This is a genomic window from Paenibacillus sp. PsM32, assembly GCF_030433815.1.
Classification (GTDB): domain Bacteria; phylum Bacillota; class Bacilli; order Paenibacillales; family Paenibacillaceae; genus Saccharibacillus; species Saccharibacillus kyungheensis.
Map to the genome: position 1 here is coordinate 941,927 of NZ_JARUWY010000001.1, position 16,410 is coordinate 958,336.

Consider the following 16,410-nt stretch of genomic DNA (forward strand, 5'->3'; position numbering starts at 1 on the left):
TGCTCTACTTACACATTTCATCTTGAACATTTTACCATATTCTATGGTTAGTATCATTTCCAAAATAAAAACGTTCTTACTAAACGCGTAATTGCGTATAGAAGAACGCTCTGTAAGCAATAGAATCTTCTGTCATATCGTTTAAAAATCTTTTTTATAAAAGCGACGCATTCCCCAGAAGAAGAAAATAACTGTATAAATACCAGCATAAAAAATAAATGTAGCAGATGGTACTTGACCAACTCCCATACCGGCACGCATTTGCTCATCAATATTAAACATCCCTGCTAATTGATCTACATTTAGTATGACCGCTAACATTTTACGCTGGATTGCATCGGCTGGCATCACTAATGAAATCATGCCTGTAATATTATACAGAGAACGAGCCATTTCTGGCTTCAATTCAGCACTACTGGATAATTTCTCTACCATACCACCTAACCAACCTGCTCCATATAACATGGTCATAAATACACCATTTCCCAATGCCGAAAAAAAGGTGGCTCCTAGTAAAGTCACAGTAACCAGTAAAGGTACGGTAAGTGCAAATAATAAAAACGATTGTATATGTACAACAAGACTTTGCGGTACAGTCGCATAGATGTTCGCAATAACAACAATCGCAATATACAAAACTAAAGCATAGGCGATACCAAATAACGTATATCCTAGCCAACGTCCCAGATACCATTTCCAACGCTGAATCGGACGGGTTAACATCGATTGCATCATACTAACTTCGGCTTCTCCAGATATGGAAGAAAACGAGCTGAAAATAATTAAAAAAGCTAAAATAAAACTGCCAAAAAAGAAACCTAATGTCAAAATAGAAGCTCCTGTCATAAACTGGGCTACTAACTGTTGACTTGGTTCTATATCAGATGTTTTTCCGAGAATTCGAGCAATAAATGAAAAAACGATAATAAATAATACGGTCATAATCAGTGTCATTAAAACCACTTTTTTACGCATTAATTCTTTCCAGGTCATACCAATCACTGTTGTCATTATTGCTCCCCCCTGTGACTTAGCCCGGATACGGCATCCATAAACCATTCTTCTAATTTTTCTTTGACCGGTTCTACATTGTATAAGGTCATTCCTTGATTCACGATTAATGTGTTCAACCAACCAATCTGCTCTTCGTTATCTATCGTTGCCTCTAACCAGACAGTCTCTTGTCCTGCAGGCGGTGTGGTCGTTGCAGATGATATCGTTGGTGTAGCATATCGCTCTATCGAAATACCGCTAGTCTCGCTTAACCACGGTAGAATCTCCGGTGTGAATCCACCTACTTTGAATCTCCATTTGGTCTGGGTGTATAAGACCTGACTGACTTGTCCATGACGCAAAATCTGTCCATTATTCAGTAGTGCGATGCGTTCACATAGACTTTCTACTTCTTCTAACAAATGTGAATTTAAAAAGATCGTTTTACCTTCATTTTTTAAATTTTTAAGCAGTTCACGTACTTCTAAGCGTCCAATCGGATCTAAAGCTGAAGATGGTTCATCGAGAAATAAAATAGGTGGATCATTGACTAATGCGCAAGCCATCCCTAGACGTTGTTGCATTCCTTTAGAATAATGTTTGACTCTGTCTGTTCCACGCTTACCAATACCTACTTGATCTAACAATTGCTTGATTCGTGGCTTAATTGTACTCTGATCCATTCCACACAGACGACTATGCAACCGAACAACTTCTTCACCGGTTAACCATTCTTGATAACGATACAGCTCAGGTAGATAACCGATATGTCGCTTGGCTTCTAAAGAACCAATAGGATCACCAAATAATGTAGCACTTCCTGAAGTGGGTGCTGTTAATCCAACTAACATTTTGACCAGTGTACTTTTCCCTGCGCCATTGGGACCGAGGAAGCCAAAGGCTTCCCCTTCTCCCACACTAATCGTTACATTGCGACAACCACGACCATTATCATATTCTTTTGTTAATTGCTGAATATCGATCGCCATTGTACTCATGATTGAATCAACTTCTCGATTTCTTTTGTAAATGATTCGTATGTGGTATAGGCACTTCCACCATCCAATGTAAATAATTCTCCATTATGAATCCATGTTCCACTATAAGATGTTGGATTCTCATTATCTGTATACACTGAGATCAAAACAGGTTCTCCTGCGATAGTCACACGTTCCGTTTTACCGCCTGATTCAATAGGTAATGGCAATGAACCGTTAATAATTTTATCGCTTTGCAATGAGTCTTTAAGTGATTGCGGCAAGAATGGCAGATCAGCAATCGCTTTAAATACTTCATCTGTCGAAACAGAAGCATCAAATTGGACTGTTGGAACTTTAGTTTGGGTTAAAGATGCTATATCTTCACCTTTAAACATCGTGTAGTAAATGCTTTCCGGGAAATACATAGTAATCGGAGTATTGTTCAGCGATTGAGGTAACAATTCTTTCCCTCCTAGACTTTGGATTGCTTTGTTAACCTCATCGACATTCATAATTAATGTCTCTGTTCTTGAACTTTGTACTTGTACCGATTCTTTATCATCTTGAGCAGCTTCTTTCATTAATGTGTAATTTAATAACGCTGCTGCTTTGGAAGGACTAAATTCCCCTTCTAGGTTGCCATACGTTGAATTAAATGTTCCAAACCGACTTTCCATTTCCCCTAATTCATTTTTACTTTTGTATTGATCGAACATATCGGACAATTGCTGACTATCTACGGCTGTTAACGTCTGTACACGGAATTGATCCAATAAGGCAGCCATCGCATTATTGCCAAATGGAGTAGCTATCACTGTTCCAGCGACTACACAAGCAGCAATACCTGTTGTCCATCTTTTGCGAGCGGAACTCATTTTACGACGACGCTTAACGGTTGGTTCTGTTTCTGTTGATGAAGTATATGATTGTTCTTCATTAGATTTTTTCATAGTAATTGCACTCCTTTGAGATTGTTGTAGTTGTGATGATGAATCATCGATTTGAAATAAATGCGGTTCATTAGCCCATTTTTCCCAGTTAGAATGTGGCGTTTCATTAACAAGCTGGCTTTTTAATTTTGCCCATGCTTCATCTGTGGCATTGGATGAATCTACTGGCTCTGTAGGCTGGATGTTATTAGGGTCTTGTGGAAACTTGCTCACGTCTATTCCTCCTTTTGCTCTTTATTTACGTAGAACGTAGCATTTTTTTACGTAATTTATTGGTTGCCCGATGTAGTAATGTACCGACAATAGGTTGCTTTAATTGAAGTTCTTCAGCGATCTCTGCATAACTGTAACCCGAGTATTTCATGAGTAAAGCTTGCCTATCCCGTTGAGGTAATTGTTCTAACCATTCTTGTACCTCTTCTTGTTCCATTTGTTGTATTACGATATCCTCACCCGAAGGTGGAGAGTGTTGAAGATCATAGTATTGCTCTTGTTTATTTTGCAGTCGGCGTTCTCTTGCCTTTTTATCCATATAATCATAAGCAATCCGGGTCAGAACTCTGTGTAGCCAAGCCCCTATCGCTTGCGGATCATCGGGTGGATTGCGATATAGACGGAGAAAGACTTCCTGTGCCAGATCATCGGCTATAGCTTCGTCACGTAACAATGCATGAAGTTTACGTTTGACGATTGGATAATGTTCATAAAATATCTGTTGAAATTGTTCCGGTTCCGGAATGTCCATGTTGTCATGCTCCTTTCCGCTGCAGCTATAAGAAAGACGAGCGGTATTCACTTTTTGTATCTATTCCCTATCAATTTATTTTTTATCATTGTGAATATGTCTATCTACTCAGGCTATATGTATGATTTTCGACAATATCATACATGTATTATTGATAATTTTGTTAGTCAACGTGTATAAAGTTCGATATAATAGCACATGAACATCCAATATATTCAAATGATGTCGTATACTACCTGTAAAAAGTTCTTTGCTTATATAAGAATTTGAGGAGTGGAAGCTAATGCTTTGGTTAAAACCATTTGAACTTCAATTAGATGCTGTCTTTGAGGAAGCGAAGCAAAAAGTAGCCCATTTTCCAAAGCCACTACACGAATTAGGATTAGCCTATCTAGCCAAATTTGATATCCGGCAAAAACATAGCACTAAAAATTATGTCTGTTATTTGTTACCTTTTTGGATAGCTGAAACGATTCAAGTTCATACGGCTAAAGCAGTGAGTCATCCCTCTTCAGCTACTGTTTCTTCCCTTCATCTGCAATCGTTGCCTGAATTATCGCATCGTATGGGTGTTGCTAATATTTTTTGTATGCTTCATTTTTTTATTCAAGATGATCTTATGGATACGCCTAATTTATCAACAGATCAATTACATGATCTGATCCCGCTTAGTCAGTTGTTCTGGAATGAATTTGTAAGTATCTGTGGAGAAAATCTAGGTAACGACTCTTCGTTCTGGCAATACTATAAGCAGTTTTTAGCCGAGTGGGCAAGCGCTGTATACAATGAAGCCGATGCCGATTATTTGTTTGAACAACCACAACAAATTGCAAGTAAAGTGAGTCCATTGAAGATTTCTTTAATTGCGATGTTGCTTCAATTGGACTGTATGTATATGTTACCTGATCTATTACAACAATTGGATCAAGCTTTGATTGTATTACAAATGAATGATGATCTTAGCGATTGGCAAGAAGATATGATCGAACGCAATTACAATTGCTTGCTCGCTTTTATTCGCTATGAGGCAGTCGAGCATCAGCAAGCTTTATTTTCAGATAAAGTTACTGCGGTACAAGTGCAGCAAGCGATCTATGATCAAGAAGTTATTCGTCGTTATGCTCAGTATGCACAATCTTCTTTTACCAGTGCTCCTTCATTATTTGTATCCGACTCTTTAATTGCATTTCGAAATTATTTAATTGAGCAATTGCATGAAGCAGCCACATCTATCCATGAAGCTCGAAATACCCTTTTACAGGGAAGCTTACTATACTTTATTCAAAAAGACCTTACATCTTCATAGATTTTTAGAATTAGACATGATACACTGAATAGGTAATTATAACCATTTAAGGGAGGAAGATTAATATGTCCAGCCAAGCTATTTTTCAAGCACAAGTTATTCAAAAGGCGTGGGAAGACCCTAGTTTTATGGAGATGTTAAAAACCGATCCAAAATCAGCATTGAAAGATGTCTTGGGTATTTCTTTTCCAGAACATGTGCAACTCAAAACAGTTGAAGAAAAAAGCGATGAGTTCTATCTGGTAATTCCTCCAAAGCCTTCATCTATGATGGCTGACGCTAAAGTGAAAGTTGACGCTGGTTGGTAATATTCCCCTTGTATTGTTAATATGGTTTTCTATACTTATACATGTCATACAATCGTACACAAAAAAACTGTTACCACCTTCTGGCAGCGAACCCCTTAGACTTGCGGGTCCGCTGCTGGAAGATGAATAACAGCTTCTGTGCCTACATTCTTTTTACTTTTAAATTCTAATACTCCCCCGAGTGCTTCTATAATGCGAAAAGTCACCATCAGCCCCAGGCCTGTTCCTTTAGTTTTATTCGAAAAGTATGGTTCTCCTAATCGTTTTAACTCTTCTTCTGTCATACCACTTCCGTTATCCTGAATATGAATTTCAATTTCTTTGTCATTTTGTTCTGCCCAGATATGAATCTTACCTTCTTCAGGTAAAGCTTCTATACTATTTTTCACAATATTAATTAAAGCTTGCTTGAACTTGGAAGAATTGCCCCGGATATCAATATTTTCAGGGATATTCATAGTGATCGTTCCTCCTGCTAATGTAGCAAGTGGTCGCATAATCCCTTCGATATGTTGGAATTCTTGTGCCAAATTAAGTGTATTAACTTTATCAAATTCAGGCTTGGCAAATGTTAAAAAGTCTGTAATAATCGCTGATGCGCGGTCGAGTTCTTCTAAGGCAATCTTGAGATGCTCTCGTCCTTTATCATCTGTATTCATTTGTAACAATTGCAAAAATCCACGTGTCACTTGTAACGGATTGCGTACTTCATGAGCTACAGAAGCGGCAAGTTCGCTGATAATGTCCATTTTTTCTGAGCGCTGAAGTTCATTGTTAAATAATTCTAAGCGACTGGAGTAGAGCACCATCTGTTGATGATTTTGAGCAAATCGTCTTGCCATCACAGATATTAGTGAAATCACAAAGATCATTACGCCCCATTTCCAGAGGGTTACACTATAACTTCCAGCTTGAATATAAAACCATGTTAATTCTCCCCCGCTGATCAAAGCGAAAATAGAAAAGCCGGAAGCGAACAAGATCGCATCTTTGTTTTTGCGAAAAGCATACGTTACTGCTACGATCATCAAAATCAATAATTGAAGAATCAGCAGAATACCTAATGTTTTGACAGAAATAAAGTAGTAGACTGCAAAGTATCGTTCATTTGTTAAAATGTTAAAAATCATTGCCATTACACAGATAAACGAATAGGCGTATTGGATTTTTTTCATTTTAGTAATGATGCCTTTGTAACCACTACCAAACACACATTCAAAAAAGTAAAGCAATGCAGGCAATAAGATAAATAAACTCAAATCGAGTAAAACCGAATACAATTTGTAATAAGTCGGATAAAAAGTAAACAAAAATGGCGAGTAAGTTACCACTAATATGCCAAGAGAAAGAATAATGGCTGCTAGACTAAGCCACATTCTTAATTGATCTCGTCGTAAAAATACGGAACAGATCACCATGACCAGAGAGATAAAAATACAAGCACTACCCAGTACCACATCAATCAGATCCGAGCTAACATAAGAAATCAACATATCTTGATAATCGCCAACCATAATGCCTTGCTTCAGACTAATCTGTTCGCGCGCCGATTCTACCCAGATATACAGCAACTTGTAAGAATCTTGTTTGGTTAGTGGTAATAACAATTGATTTTGTTCATATGCATAACTACGTTTCGATTCAAAAATCTTATCTTGATCCAAATACACAATAATATGCTTACCATTCAGTTCCGGAATCAGTACACCGGCTGTATTCCACGATAATTCAGGCAAAGGAATACGAATCCATGCTGATGAACTATTCACCGGTTTGCCATCTTTCATAATTTCAGATGAAATCCAGGGGCTATCTTGATCACTATCCCATGGTTTGGATGTTAACGTATTTTGCGATTGCCATTTAATTTGCCAGTAATTAATAGAATGACCTGTTCGTTTTTCACTTTGAGTTGAAAATAAAGATAACGCCAAGACGACCACTATAACTGCGATTAAAACCCCGATTAAGGCTTTGGACAGAATCTTCATTTCAGCACCTCATTATAAATAAACTATGTAATACATATTCGTTTGGAAAATATACCCACCTTTATCTATTATACTTGCTCTCTTACTTCAGAGATACTATTAATTTTACAATGATACACCATCTACAAAACATTTCAAAATGCTTGCTCTATCGACTGATTTTGCATATTATTCTATATTACTTCACGTATATTTACATCATGCTTCAGTTGTTGATATAGGACACAAATGACTAATAAATAATAAACTTTTATTTATAAAATAATACCGATACCGTTTGGTCAGCGACAGACTAGGGTAAGCACTATTGATATACGGACGTATTGGAGGGATTTACTAATGACAGACGACAAACATTACGATGACGTATTTTGGAAGACACGCAACACGATTTTAAATGATGAAGATTCCCAAACAAATACCGAAGAAGAACTGCCTGAAGATGCTAAAAAGGCTGTAATCTTACCGGAAAAGATGGATAATCCTTTGTTTGGACAGCTTGCTGATGAAGAAGATGCAGGTCCACATCCAAGTGCTGATCCAGAAGATCCTGAATCAGATGCAGCTCATATTAGCAATGATAAGCAAGAAGAATAATATAGGTTAACTCCTATCATTCATACAAAAAGATACCTGTTTTCGCACATATTGTGAAAACAGGTATCTTTTTGATGTTTTTTATTATCCTGATTCTATTTGCGTCCATAATCGGCTTTGATCTCGCCCCAGCTTTTTGTTTCCCATTTCAGAATCTTATTATCATACTTATGTGTACGTAGCCATTGTTCTGCACGATCCACCAAATTCCAAATCTCGGCTGTAGATTCATCACGAACCAGTGTAGAGACTGCCTTTTTTTGTTTTACCCATTTCAGTGCGTTGGCAGAATCACTATAGATTGTTTTGCTACTACCCTGACGATGCAGATAAGCAAGCGCGTGAACAATCGCTAGAAATTCCCCTAGATTATTTGTTCCTTTGGCAATCGGGCCACAAGTGAAAATGACTTTACCTGTCTGTGTATCCACTCCCTGATATTCTACAGGCCCCGGATTACCACGTGTGCCTACATCTACTGATATACTATCGTAGTCTATTAGATCTTTAGAAATGGTTGCTGAAGACGAAGTACGCTTACTATAGCTATTACCGCTAGTTGAACTGCTAGAAGAACTACTTTTGCCTTGTCCCCAGTGCTTTTTCCAGCCTTCTGCATATACTTTTTCAGCTTCAGCAAGCGTTTCATATGATTTATATTTAGCATCTTTGTATCCATTAGTATGTTGCTGACAATCTGCCCAAGAGGTATAGATTCCTGGACGATGTCCTTCCCATACTACATAATATTTTGACTTTGCCATACAGACCTCCATATTGTATTCCATCATTACTATTGATTTAGATTGTAGTATTCTGTTCCTCTGTGTGAACTTAATTGTATTTATGAATGAGGTACTTTACCAATCGATTCAGAGGAATTCTCCAGTACAGGAATTTCCCAGCTACGTCGCTTCACAAAAAGCGCGCAGATCAATAACATAATCCCATTGATCACAAATACCCAGCGAATATCAATCCAGTGTCCGAGCAGACCACCGATAATCGGCCCTGCCATCGTAGCGATCTGGGAAGCAGATTGATTCAATCCAAAAGCTCTACCGCGAAAATCAGACGGTGTGACTTTGACAATTAAAGCATTGATCGATGGTAATACTGCCGCATAAAATAATCCATACGCAAATCGCAATATACCAAATCCCCAGATATTCGTAAAGAAAAATTGTAACAGATTTCCGATACCGCTTCCTAATAAGCCGATAAATAAGATTTTACCGTATCCTATTTTACCACCTACTTTACCCCAGCGTGGAGCCATAATTAATGTAGCTACACCGACAGCGGAGAACACAATTCCTGAACTTAATGAAGCATTATTGTTCGATACTCCCAAACTTTGTACATAGATCGTAATCAGCGGTTCCAAAATCATAATTGAAAAGGTGCTGATGCCCGCCAGTATCAATAGCGCTACAAATATAGGATTCCCTGCGGCTTGCTTGAGATCATCACGAACATGAGAACGCTTAGCTGAACGATTAAAATTATGTTCTTTTGCCCAGAAGGTAGCGATAAGAGCTGCAATCAATACAATTGCTGCTGAAAATAAAAACGTATTACGATTACCAAAATAATAACTCACAACTCCGCCAATCAGCGGGCCTATAATCGTACCTGTTGCGCCTGAGGTTGCCATGACTCCCAGTGCATAACCGGTTTTATTTTCCGGTGTGTTGGTGCCGACAAGAGCAATCGATGCTGGTACAAACCCTGCAAGCAATCCTTGAAAAATACGCACCACCAAAAATAAATAAGGGTCTGTCACAAAATAATTAATCAAGTATAGAGCCGCTAGACTAAAGCCTGAACGAATCAGCATCGGTTTCCGTCCGTATTTATCCGATAATGATCCCCAGAATGGTGAAATTAACGCACTCGCCAAAAAAGTAATCCCAAACGCAATCCCTGACCATATCTCTAAATTGCTTGTTACGCCCAGATCGGCTTTTAGAAAAATAGGTAGAAATGGAATAGAGATAGAGTACGCTGTACTACAAAAGAAGACTCCTAACCACAGTACAACTAAATTCCGTTTCCATGAAAAGTTCTCGATAGCTACCACTTATGCCTGCACGTCCTTTCCATCACACCGCTTAAATATCTTACATTCTACTCTTGTTTAACCCATTCTCCAAATTCATTATCTTTTATAAGGAATGAATAACAATTTATAAGAGAGCGATTGCAATATTATAAATTCGGGTAAAGTACATGTAAGCCAAATCAATACGTAAATTCAAAATAGATATATTTATAACGTTAAGGGAGATGAATGATAATGAACAAACCATTTGATGATAATAGAGATGCTGCGGCGCAGGAATACAATAGATACCGGACGACTGAACCTGTCACTTCGGATGTAGAAGATGAATTGCGTACGATTCCTGAAAACGATCTAGATATTATTAATCCTACAATGCGTGATGAAGAAGGTATTCAACCGATTACAAGTGAAGATGTGGCTGTACGTGAAGCTAATGCAGAACTTGAAGATGAGCATGACGTGTCTCCATACAGTATTGATCTAGATGTAGCTGAGACGCCGATTGATACAGGAAACGACTTGAATAGCGATCCACTTACAGATTTGGAAGATGTTACGATGGATGATGAGTTCCCAGACATTCCAGATGCTGATCTGTTAGATGGAGAGACTCCTGTCGATCCGGCGGCTGTCCCTTTAGAAGATCAAGATGCACATGGAACGGATATCTTAAACGGATCAACAGGCGAAGACGAACCAGACCGTTACGGACGTTAAGATAGTAACAAGGAGGAATCTACGATGAGTACTCATGATAAAGATCAGGATAAAGAAAAGAAAAACCTGGTGACTGAACGCGATAATGATGATGAATTTGGATTGTTCAAAGAAGATTCTTTTCCCGATTCAGCACCGGATGAAATTCAAAAAAGAGTGATCGATAACGAGCTTCCGCATGATAATGAATTACCACGTCATGAAGAAGACAAAGATAAACCTGAAATAGAATAGAGTCTATACACCAAAAAGAACCTTTTCCTTATTGATTACAGGAAAGGTTCTTTTTGATTGTATATTAGGTTTTTTCAATCACGATAATACAGGTACTATCTGGCAAAGGAACAGATTCGCCCCACTCATCTGTTATGTTTACTTTTGGTTGTAATGCTTCGGTATAACCGGCTTGTAAAAAAGATTCTAAATGAACAATATGTGCTTGTGCTCCTAAAGTCTGCTCGATAAAAGTACGATATTGAGAAGGTGTCATATACCCGAACTGCTCCTGTACTTCATGCACATAAGCTTCTTCTCCCCATGTGTACGTATATAGAAATTCCATCGCATCATTTACAAGCATCATCACTTCTTGCTCCCCTGTCACTTCATACTCAATCGAACGACCGACAAAATCTTGAGCATATCGTTCTAATGCGGACAGACCATCATCTTGCAAAAACTGAATCCGGCGCTTCTGCCCTGTCGGTTCGGTCATAATGCCATCCCGAATAATAATGCGTCCACCTGTAGAAAGAACATCATACGCACTGGATAAAGCCGCAGCGACCGTTTCCAGATTGAACTTATGCCCGTTAAATGGAACGTATGAATATAACTCATGTAAAATCGACGAAAATAACACACTATCCACACTGCCAGGTTCAACAATTTCTCGTAATGCTAGCGCATCGCCTTTCATTACTTCCCACGAGCGACCTTCTAATTGCTTTTTACGTTGTAAAGCTTCGATCACATTTTCCGAGATATCGATACCGATTGCACGTTTATCCGACCATTCTTCTTCGATCAAGTCTAGCATCACACCGCCACCTGGCCCGATATCTATAATCGTCTCGCCGACTATATAACGAAGCAATATACGCTTATAATCGACCGTCTGATTCATCATTTCAAGATAACTTTCTTCATTATGAAAACGATCATAAGCATCACGCCGTAATCCAAATAGATCAAATAATAACAAGACAGCTTTCTCATATAGCGGTGACTTTTCTGCTTCGATACAGAATTCAATTAATTTCTCTGCCGCTGGTGAAAAAACAAAGTTAAAAAAGACTGTATCCGCAATATGAGGCTCTTGCACACATTCATAACTCAAATGCGGACTATCTTGTCCCCATGTACCTGTAGACAATTGATCCCAAGAGCACTCTGCCAACACTTTCTCAATCATTCTTTTTTTGTAGACATTTACTTTTTTAATGCCTTTATAATCGTAATACATCGTATTCATTAATCGTTCAAAACTGATATGGCGTACATCTTTAGGAACGATATGACTGATCAATGTAAATATTTTGGCAAACTCTTCAAATGAGAAATCTTGTAATGCCGCTTCTACATACCAGAACGTCTGATGGTCAAGCAATGCAAAAGATTGCTCTAGATTAATCTGTGCATTCAGTTGGTGTAGGCTCTCAACTGTATTTTCTCCTTTATGAATACTGGCAGCCCGTAAGCGAAGTATCCGATCTTCGGTTGTCCAATCTAAAGGTTGCTCTTGGTAGACAATCGGTTGGATCAATGCAAGCACATCATCTTGTACTTGTTGCCATAATTCTGACGAAACGGCTTCTATAATACAGCGGTTCAGTATCAGTAAAGTCGTTTTCATTTCTTCTGGTGATAAAACGCCATGACTGACTTGATCGGTTAACGGGACATTTTCAGCAAAAGGCACTTCTCCACGCAGACATTGACCGATTAGTCCATGTGTCCGAATCAACGTAGTCACTAATTGAGTACGTTCTTGCTGTGGATCAGCAGAAGCATGCATATACAGTTCTGCCGAGCCTTCATTATGTACAAATAAATTAATGCCTTGTTCTTGCCAGCGTATCCGTTCACGCATCGTTCCGCCTTTGGCTGTTTCAGACCATATCAGCACTTCTTCGATCAGCTCTTTTTGCCAGTACGATACTCGCAATTGATCTAGAATGCGTAATGTACGTTCTACATAATCCAGTACAGGATTAGCATTGCTTAATTCTTGCAAAGTCGTTACACGTTCTAGATTGACAATCCGTTCTTCAGCGGATACCAAATAATGTAACCAAAGATACGGATTATCGGCAGATAAATAACCAAGATTACGATAATTGTCTATAGCAGTTAATGAATGTAGCATACGGTCACATCCTTATTTTCTCCAAAGTATAGGGTTATTGTTAGTTTACCCGTTTTGATGTCGATTGATAATAAAAAAGCGTTGAACCTGATGTTCAGCGCTTTTGAGTTTATTTGCCCATAGGAGACTCTACAAATTCTTTTCCTACAGAATACAGTTTATCTTTGTTAATAATATCTCCCAACCAACGGCTTAATTTCACACCACTTTCTTCAGCAGTGTAAAAAACGCGTGATGGTGATAACGTATGCGGTGTACTTCGTTTCTTCGTACCGACCCCATAATCGGTCACAAAGTAATAATAATTGTCTAACTCTTGATCCAATTGTCCGGCAGAATCAAGCATACCTTGAGACCAGCTCTGCGTCATAACATCGTCTCCACTCACTAATCCAATCGTCTGCTGATTCAGTACAGCTTCATAGGAAGGTAAGACTTTATCGTATAACGTATTGGATTGTAGCAAGATCGTATTCGCTGGAAGCTTCTGCGCATTATAACGAAATGCCGCTGCAATAATATCTTCTTCGATCGGATAGCCAAAATGCTGTTCAAATTTGGATTGCCATACTTCATCAATAATATGATGCCACTGATGAGACGATAAATAAGAACCATCTGCATAATGATAAATTTGGGCATTCGGATAATGTTCTGCAATATGAGGAGCCCAGAATGCTGATCCAAATCCGCCTGCACTAGCTCCTGCGATAAATAATTTATCCGGTTCAGTAATATGATCGAATAACCAATCTAATCCTTTTAGCGTATTCGGTCTACCACTATAATGAGCTGTAAAATGAATTTTGCCTTTTCCTTTATACTTCACTTTATTGTTGCCAATATGGAAATCTCCTGTTGCATAAGGGATATAGACAATTGTCCAATCGTAAAAAGGATTATCTTCACGATGATTATCCAGCATACCGCCTAACAGATCGGTTTTGTAAAAAGGAATATTGGCAAAATAATAACCTAACTCCCGATTATGCAATAAGGTACGCAATCCAAATGGCTTGGAAGCGGTATTGCGATCCCAGCTAATCCCTCCACCGGAAAAATAAACGACTACATTTTTACTTTTGCCACGCTTGGTTAGCAAGTAATAAGGTGATCCATCTCCCGCTACTACAATACCGCTTAGATCTACCCGATTCCATTTATACAATGGCGATTCAGCAAAGCTGACTACACGAGTAGGACGCTTAATAACAAATAGAATAACAACGACAACAACCGCTACAATAATCAACCATTCAATGGTAGTCAACACCATTTCGATTCCTCTTTTCCCGCTTACTCTTCCTGTACGATGAATACTTTTGTTTTGCGCGGTGTACGATTCGCCTTTTTGCCTTTCAGTAACCATAGATCAGGGGTATCACTCACATCTTTGATCTCTAATTGAAAAGAGGTATTCGGTAACGACCTCGTGAATCGCAAAAATAACCGATTGCCATCTACAGCCGATTGACTGACTTTCAACTCATATGATTTACCCAATCCGATCGCTGGATATAACGTAACCGTACCAATAGATTGTGGATCAATACGCTTATTATAAATAATCATCACTTCATCAGGCGCTATACGAAGACCCGATGAAGGTAAAGGAGGCTCTGCATACATATACCCACCAATATGGTATTCATAAGCGGTCCAGCTCTGATATCCAAGCGCATAGGCATGATGTTCCAGTTCATCTATCCAACGTCTTCCTTTGATCATACTGGATTTGGAGCCGATATCTGCTTGAATACCAAGAGGTAATTTGGGATATAATGCTCGGATCGGTGCAGCTATACTTTCATAATCGCGTATATAGTTAGAGGGTAGACCACGCTTCATCCAATCCGGCCAATGCGTCTGCAAAATATGCATATCAGGCTTCACCAGATCGATCATCGCCAGCGCATCCAGCCCTTGCCATTCACGTAGCTTTTGGGTGGCTTCAGGATCGCGTACAGCTAATGACCATGTAGCTACTTTAATATCCGGGCGCACATCTCTGGCTCCATGCTCGCCATTAATAATTTCATGAATTAATCCATTGACTGCTTCTACACGCATATCAACCCAGCGCTCATAAATATAAGGAATTTTTGTATAATAATTAGCCGCGGAAGAACGGGTAAAGTTGGGCATATCCATTCCGTATTTGTCGAGAAAAGCTTGCTGTGCAAGCGGTCCAATATCTCCATATACTCCACGTTCGATTCCGTTCCATTCTGGAAAATAAGGTTCTGCAATCTCTATCCCGTCAAAAGGCACATTTGCTACCAGATAAGCGATCACTTCTTTTTTCCATTGAATATATTCGGTTGAAAAGTGAGAAAAGCGCTCAAATCCATCATTGATCGGCTTGAGCAATTCCATCCGCCAGGACGACCATTCTTTAGGCGCAAGTTCTACACTGAATGTGCCATTTCCTAATACAAGCGCCCATACTGCTATTTCTCGCTGTTGCAATGCTTCTACCAGTGCGATATCGACCTGTTGCTCATTCACAACAAAATAATGAACTGTTCGATATCCAGCAAGCGCTAATTCGTCAGCGATACTTTGCGGGGATCGATTAGCATAATACGGAAATAACGGATCGATCTGTATACTTGCGCCATGCATCGCCCACGGACGATTACGCTGTAGCGGTGTACTCATCTGCGCGCTCCTCCTGCTCGGTATACCGGTGGTTTTCGTTTACGCCAAAATAACTGAAGAGAGCGGTGTGCACACCACAATGAAAAGCCTGCAAAAAGCACACCCCATAATACAGCAGGAATCCCGAATTGTTGCGCTAGCCCTGCCGCATCTCCAGCTCCAGCAGGGCTAGTAATACTAAGCCACAGAATCGTAATCGAGGATAGTACGGATTCTTCTAGTGTCAAAAACAGAATTAACAAATAATAACCATTACGTAACCATTCGGGCGCAATCACCATGACACCACTAACAATCACAAATCCAATTAACCAGTACAGACCGAATCCATGATGCACATATAATATCAACATAATCAGCGCAATAATGCCTGTTAACACAATGCCTTCTTTTTGCTTGCGTTTGTGATACAGATAAAATAAAACAATCACAAATATCGAAGAACCCATATATCCTGCTAATCCAATCGGAAGTCCACTCCACATAGAACTTATCGTCGTATATGTCACTCCACTATGGTCTGCATTCAGCTCTATACTACTGACCTGACCGGATGTAATTAACGTAATCATAGCATGTCCAAATTCATGAATCATCGTGTTCAAATTACGAAATAACGATGAAAAAGGGATCAATCGCGTCAATACCGCTGAGGCGATCAATAACAAAATCGTATTTAACCATTTATTCAAAAGGTCACACCCTTACTATTTTAAGTTGCTATCT

Annotated in this window: 16 protein-coding genes; 5 read left to right on the forward strand and 11 right to left on the reverse strand. The window is 39.0% G+C overall.

The features are described 5' to 3' along the window. Window positions 1-141: 141 nt before the first annotated feature. Genes QCD85_RS04310 through QCD85_RS04325 form a run of 4 tightly spaced genes read right to left on the reverse strand, consistent with a single transcriptional unit; the run spans window position 142 to window position 3,668 of the window. Window positions 142-1,011, reverse strand: a complete 870-nt coding sequence (locus tag QCD85_RS04310) for an ABC transporter permease subunit (protein ID WP_301261729.1) — start codon at window positions 1,009-1,011, stop codon at window positions 142-144. Beyond that, window positions 1,011-1,991: an ABC transporter ATP-binding protein gene (locus tag QCD85_RS04315; protein WP_301261730.1), complete on the reverse strand. Its 981-nt coding sequence runs from the start codon at window positions 1,989-1,991 to the stop codon at window positions 1,011-1,013. Before QCD85_RS04315 ends, QCD85_RS04310 begins: the two co-directional genes overlap by 1 nt. After that, complete coding sequence (locus tag QCD85_RS04320; RefSeq protein WP_301261731.1) at window positions 1,988-3,136, reverse strand: hypothetical protein; 1,149 nt, start codon at window positions 3,134-3,136, stop codon at window positions 1,988-1,990. Before QCD85_RS04320 ends, QCD85_RS04315 begins: the two co-directional genes overlap by 4 nt. A gap of 25 nt (window positions 3,137-3,161) precedes the next feature. Then, window positions 3,162-3,668 carry a sigma-70 family RNA polymerase sigma factor gene (locus QCD85_RS04325; RefSeq protein WP_273615142.1) on the reverse strand — a complete coding sequence of 169 codons (507 nt, stop codon included), beginning with the start codon at window positions 3,666-3,668 and terminating at the stop codon, window positions 3,162-3,164. 283 nt (window positions 3,669-3,951) lie between these two features. On the opposite strand from QCD85_RS04325, the gene QCD85_RS04330 reads away from it, so the two are divergent. Continuing rightward, window positions 3,952-4,974: a hypothetical protein gene (locus QCD85_RS04330; protein ID WP_301261732.1), complete on the forward strand. Its 1,023-nt coding sequence runs from the start codon at window positions 3,952-3,954 to the stop codon at window positions 4,972-4,974. Window positions 4,975-5,039: 65 nt separating this feature from the next. Further along, window positions 5,040-5,282, forward strand: a complete 243-nt coding sequence (locus QCD85_RS04335; RefSeq protein ID WP_204825378.1) for an NHLP leader peptide family RiPP precursor — start codon at window positions 5,040-5,042, stop codon at window positions 5,280-5,282. A 95-nt stretch (window positions 5,283-5,377) separates the two neighbouring features. Here QCD85_RS04335 and QCD85_RS04340 read toward each other — a convergent pair whose 3' ends face one another. Next, window positions 5,378-7,273 carry a sensor histidine kinase gene (locus QCD85_RS04340; RefSeq protein WP_301261733.1) on the reverse strand — a complete coding sequence of 632 codons (1,896 nt, stop codon included), beginning with the start codon at window positions 7,271-7,273 and terminating at the stop codon, window positions 5,378-5,380. 339 nt (window positions 7,274-7,612) lie between these two features. On the opposite strand from QCD85_RS04340, the gene QCD85_RS04345 reads away from it, so the two are divergent. Continuing rightward, window positions 7,613-7,870: a hypothetical protein gene (locus QCD85_RS04345; protein WP_273615139.1), complete on the forward strand. Its 258-nt coding sequence runs from the start codon at window positions 7,613-7,615 to the stop codon at window positions 7,868-7,870. A gap of 95 nt (window positions 7,871-7,965) precedes the next feature. On the opposite strand, the gene rnhA is transcribed toward QCD85_RS04345, so the two are convergent. Next, on the reverse strand, window positions 7,966-8,634 hold the full coding sequence (rnhA, locus tag QCD85_RS04350) for a ribonuclease H (RefSeq protein ID WP_301261734.1): 669 nt from the start codon (window positions 8,632-8,634) through the stop codon (window positions 7,966-7,968). 80 nt (window positions 8,635-8,714) lie between these two features. Further along, the gene (locus tag QCD85_RS04355) at window positions 8,715-9,953 is read right to left on the reverse strand and encodes an MFS transporter (protein WP_441005595.1); all 1,239 of its coding nucleotides are present in this window, start codon (window positions 9,951-9,953) and stop codon (window positions 8,715-8,717) included. A gap of 216 nt (window positions 9,954-10,169) precedes the next feature. Between QCD85_RS04355 and QCD85_RS04360 the strand changes: the two genes are divergently transcribed. Beyond that, the gene (locus tag QCD85_RS04360) at window positions 10,170-10,655 is read left to right on the forward strand and encodes a hypothetical protein (RefSeq protein WP_273615137.1); all 486 of its coding nucleotides are present in this window, start codon (window positions 10,170-10,172) and stop codon (window positions 10,653-10,655) included. Window positions 10,656-10,679: 24 nt separating this feature from the next. Next, entirely contained in the window at window positions 10,680-10,889 is a 210-nt protein-coding gene (locus tag QCD85_RS04365) for a hypothetical protein (RefSeq protein WP_273615136.1), read from the forward strand. Between the two features lie 64 nt (window positions 10,890-10,953). On the opposite strand, the gene QCD85_RS04370 is transcribed toward QCD85_RS04365, so the two are convergent. From QCD85_RS04370 to QCD85_RS04385, 4 genes are all read right to left on the reverse strand, one after another. Then, window positions 10,954-13,023, reverse strand: a complete 2,070-nt coding sequence (locus QCD85_RS04370; RefSeq protein ID WP_301261735.1) for a class I SAM-dependent methyltransferase — start codon at window positions 13,021-13,023, stop codon at window positions 10,954-10,956. Window positions 13,024-13,132: 109 nt separating this feature from the next. Next, complete coding sequence (locus QCD85_RS04375; RefSeq protein ID WP_274170760.1) at window positions 13,133-14,392, reverse strand: pectin acetylesterase-family hydrolase; 1,260 nt, start codon at window positions 14,390-14,392, stop codon at window positions 13,133-13,135. Next, window positions 14,320-15,684, reverse strand: a complete 1,365-nt coding sequence (locus QCD85_RS04380; RefSeq protein WP_301261736.1) for an N-acyl-D-glucosamine 2-epimerase — start codon at window positions 15,682-15,684, stop codon at window positions 14,320-14,322. The genes QCD85_RS04375 and QCD85_RS04380 overlap by 73 nt, the downstream gene beginning before the upstream one ends. Further along, a complete protein-coding gene (locus QCD85_RS04385) occupies window positions 15,681-16,376 on the reverse strand; it encodes a M50 family metallopeptidase (protein ID WP_273615132.1) in 696 nt (231 codons plus the stop codon). Before QCD85_RS04385 ends, QCD85_RS04380 begins: the two co-directional genes overlap by 4 nt. Between the last annotated feature and the right edge of the window lie 34 nt (window positions 16,377-16,410).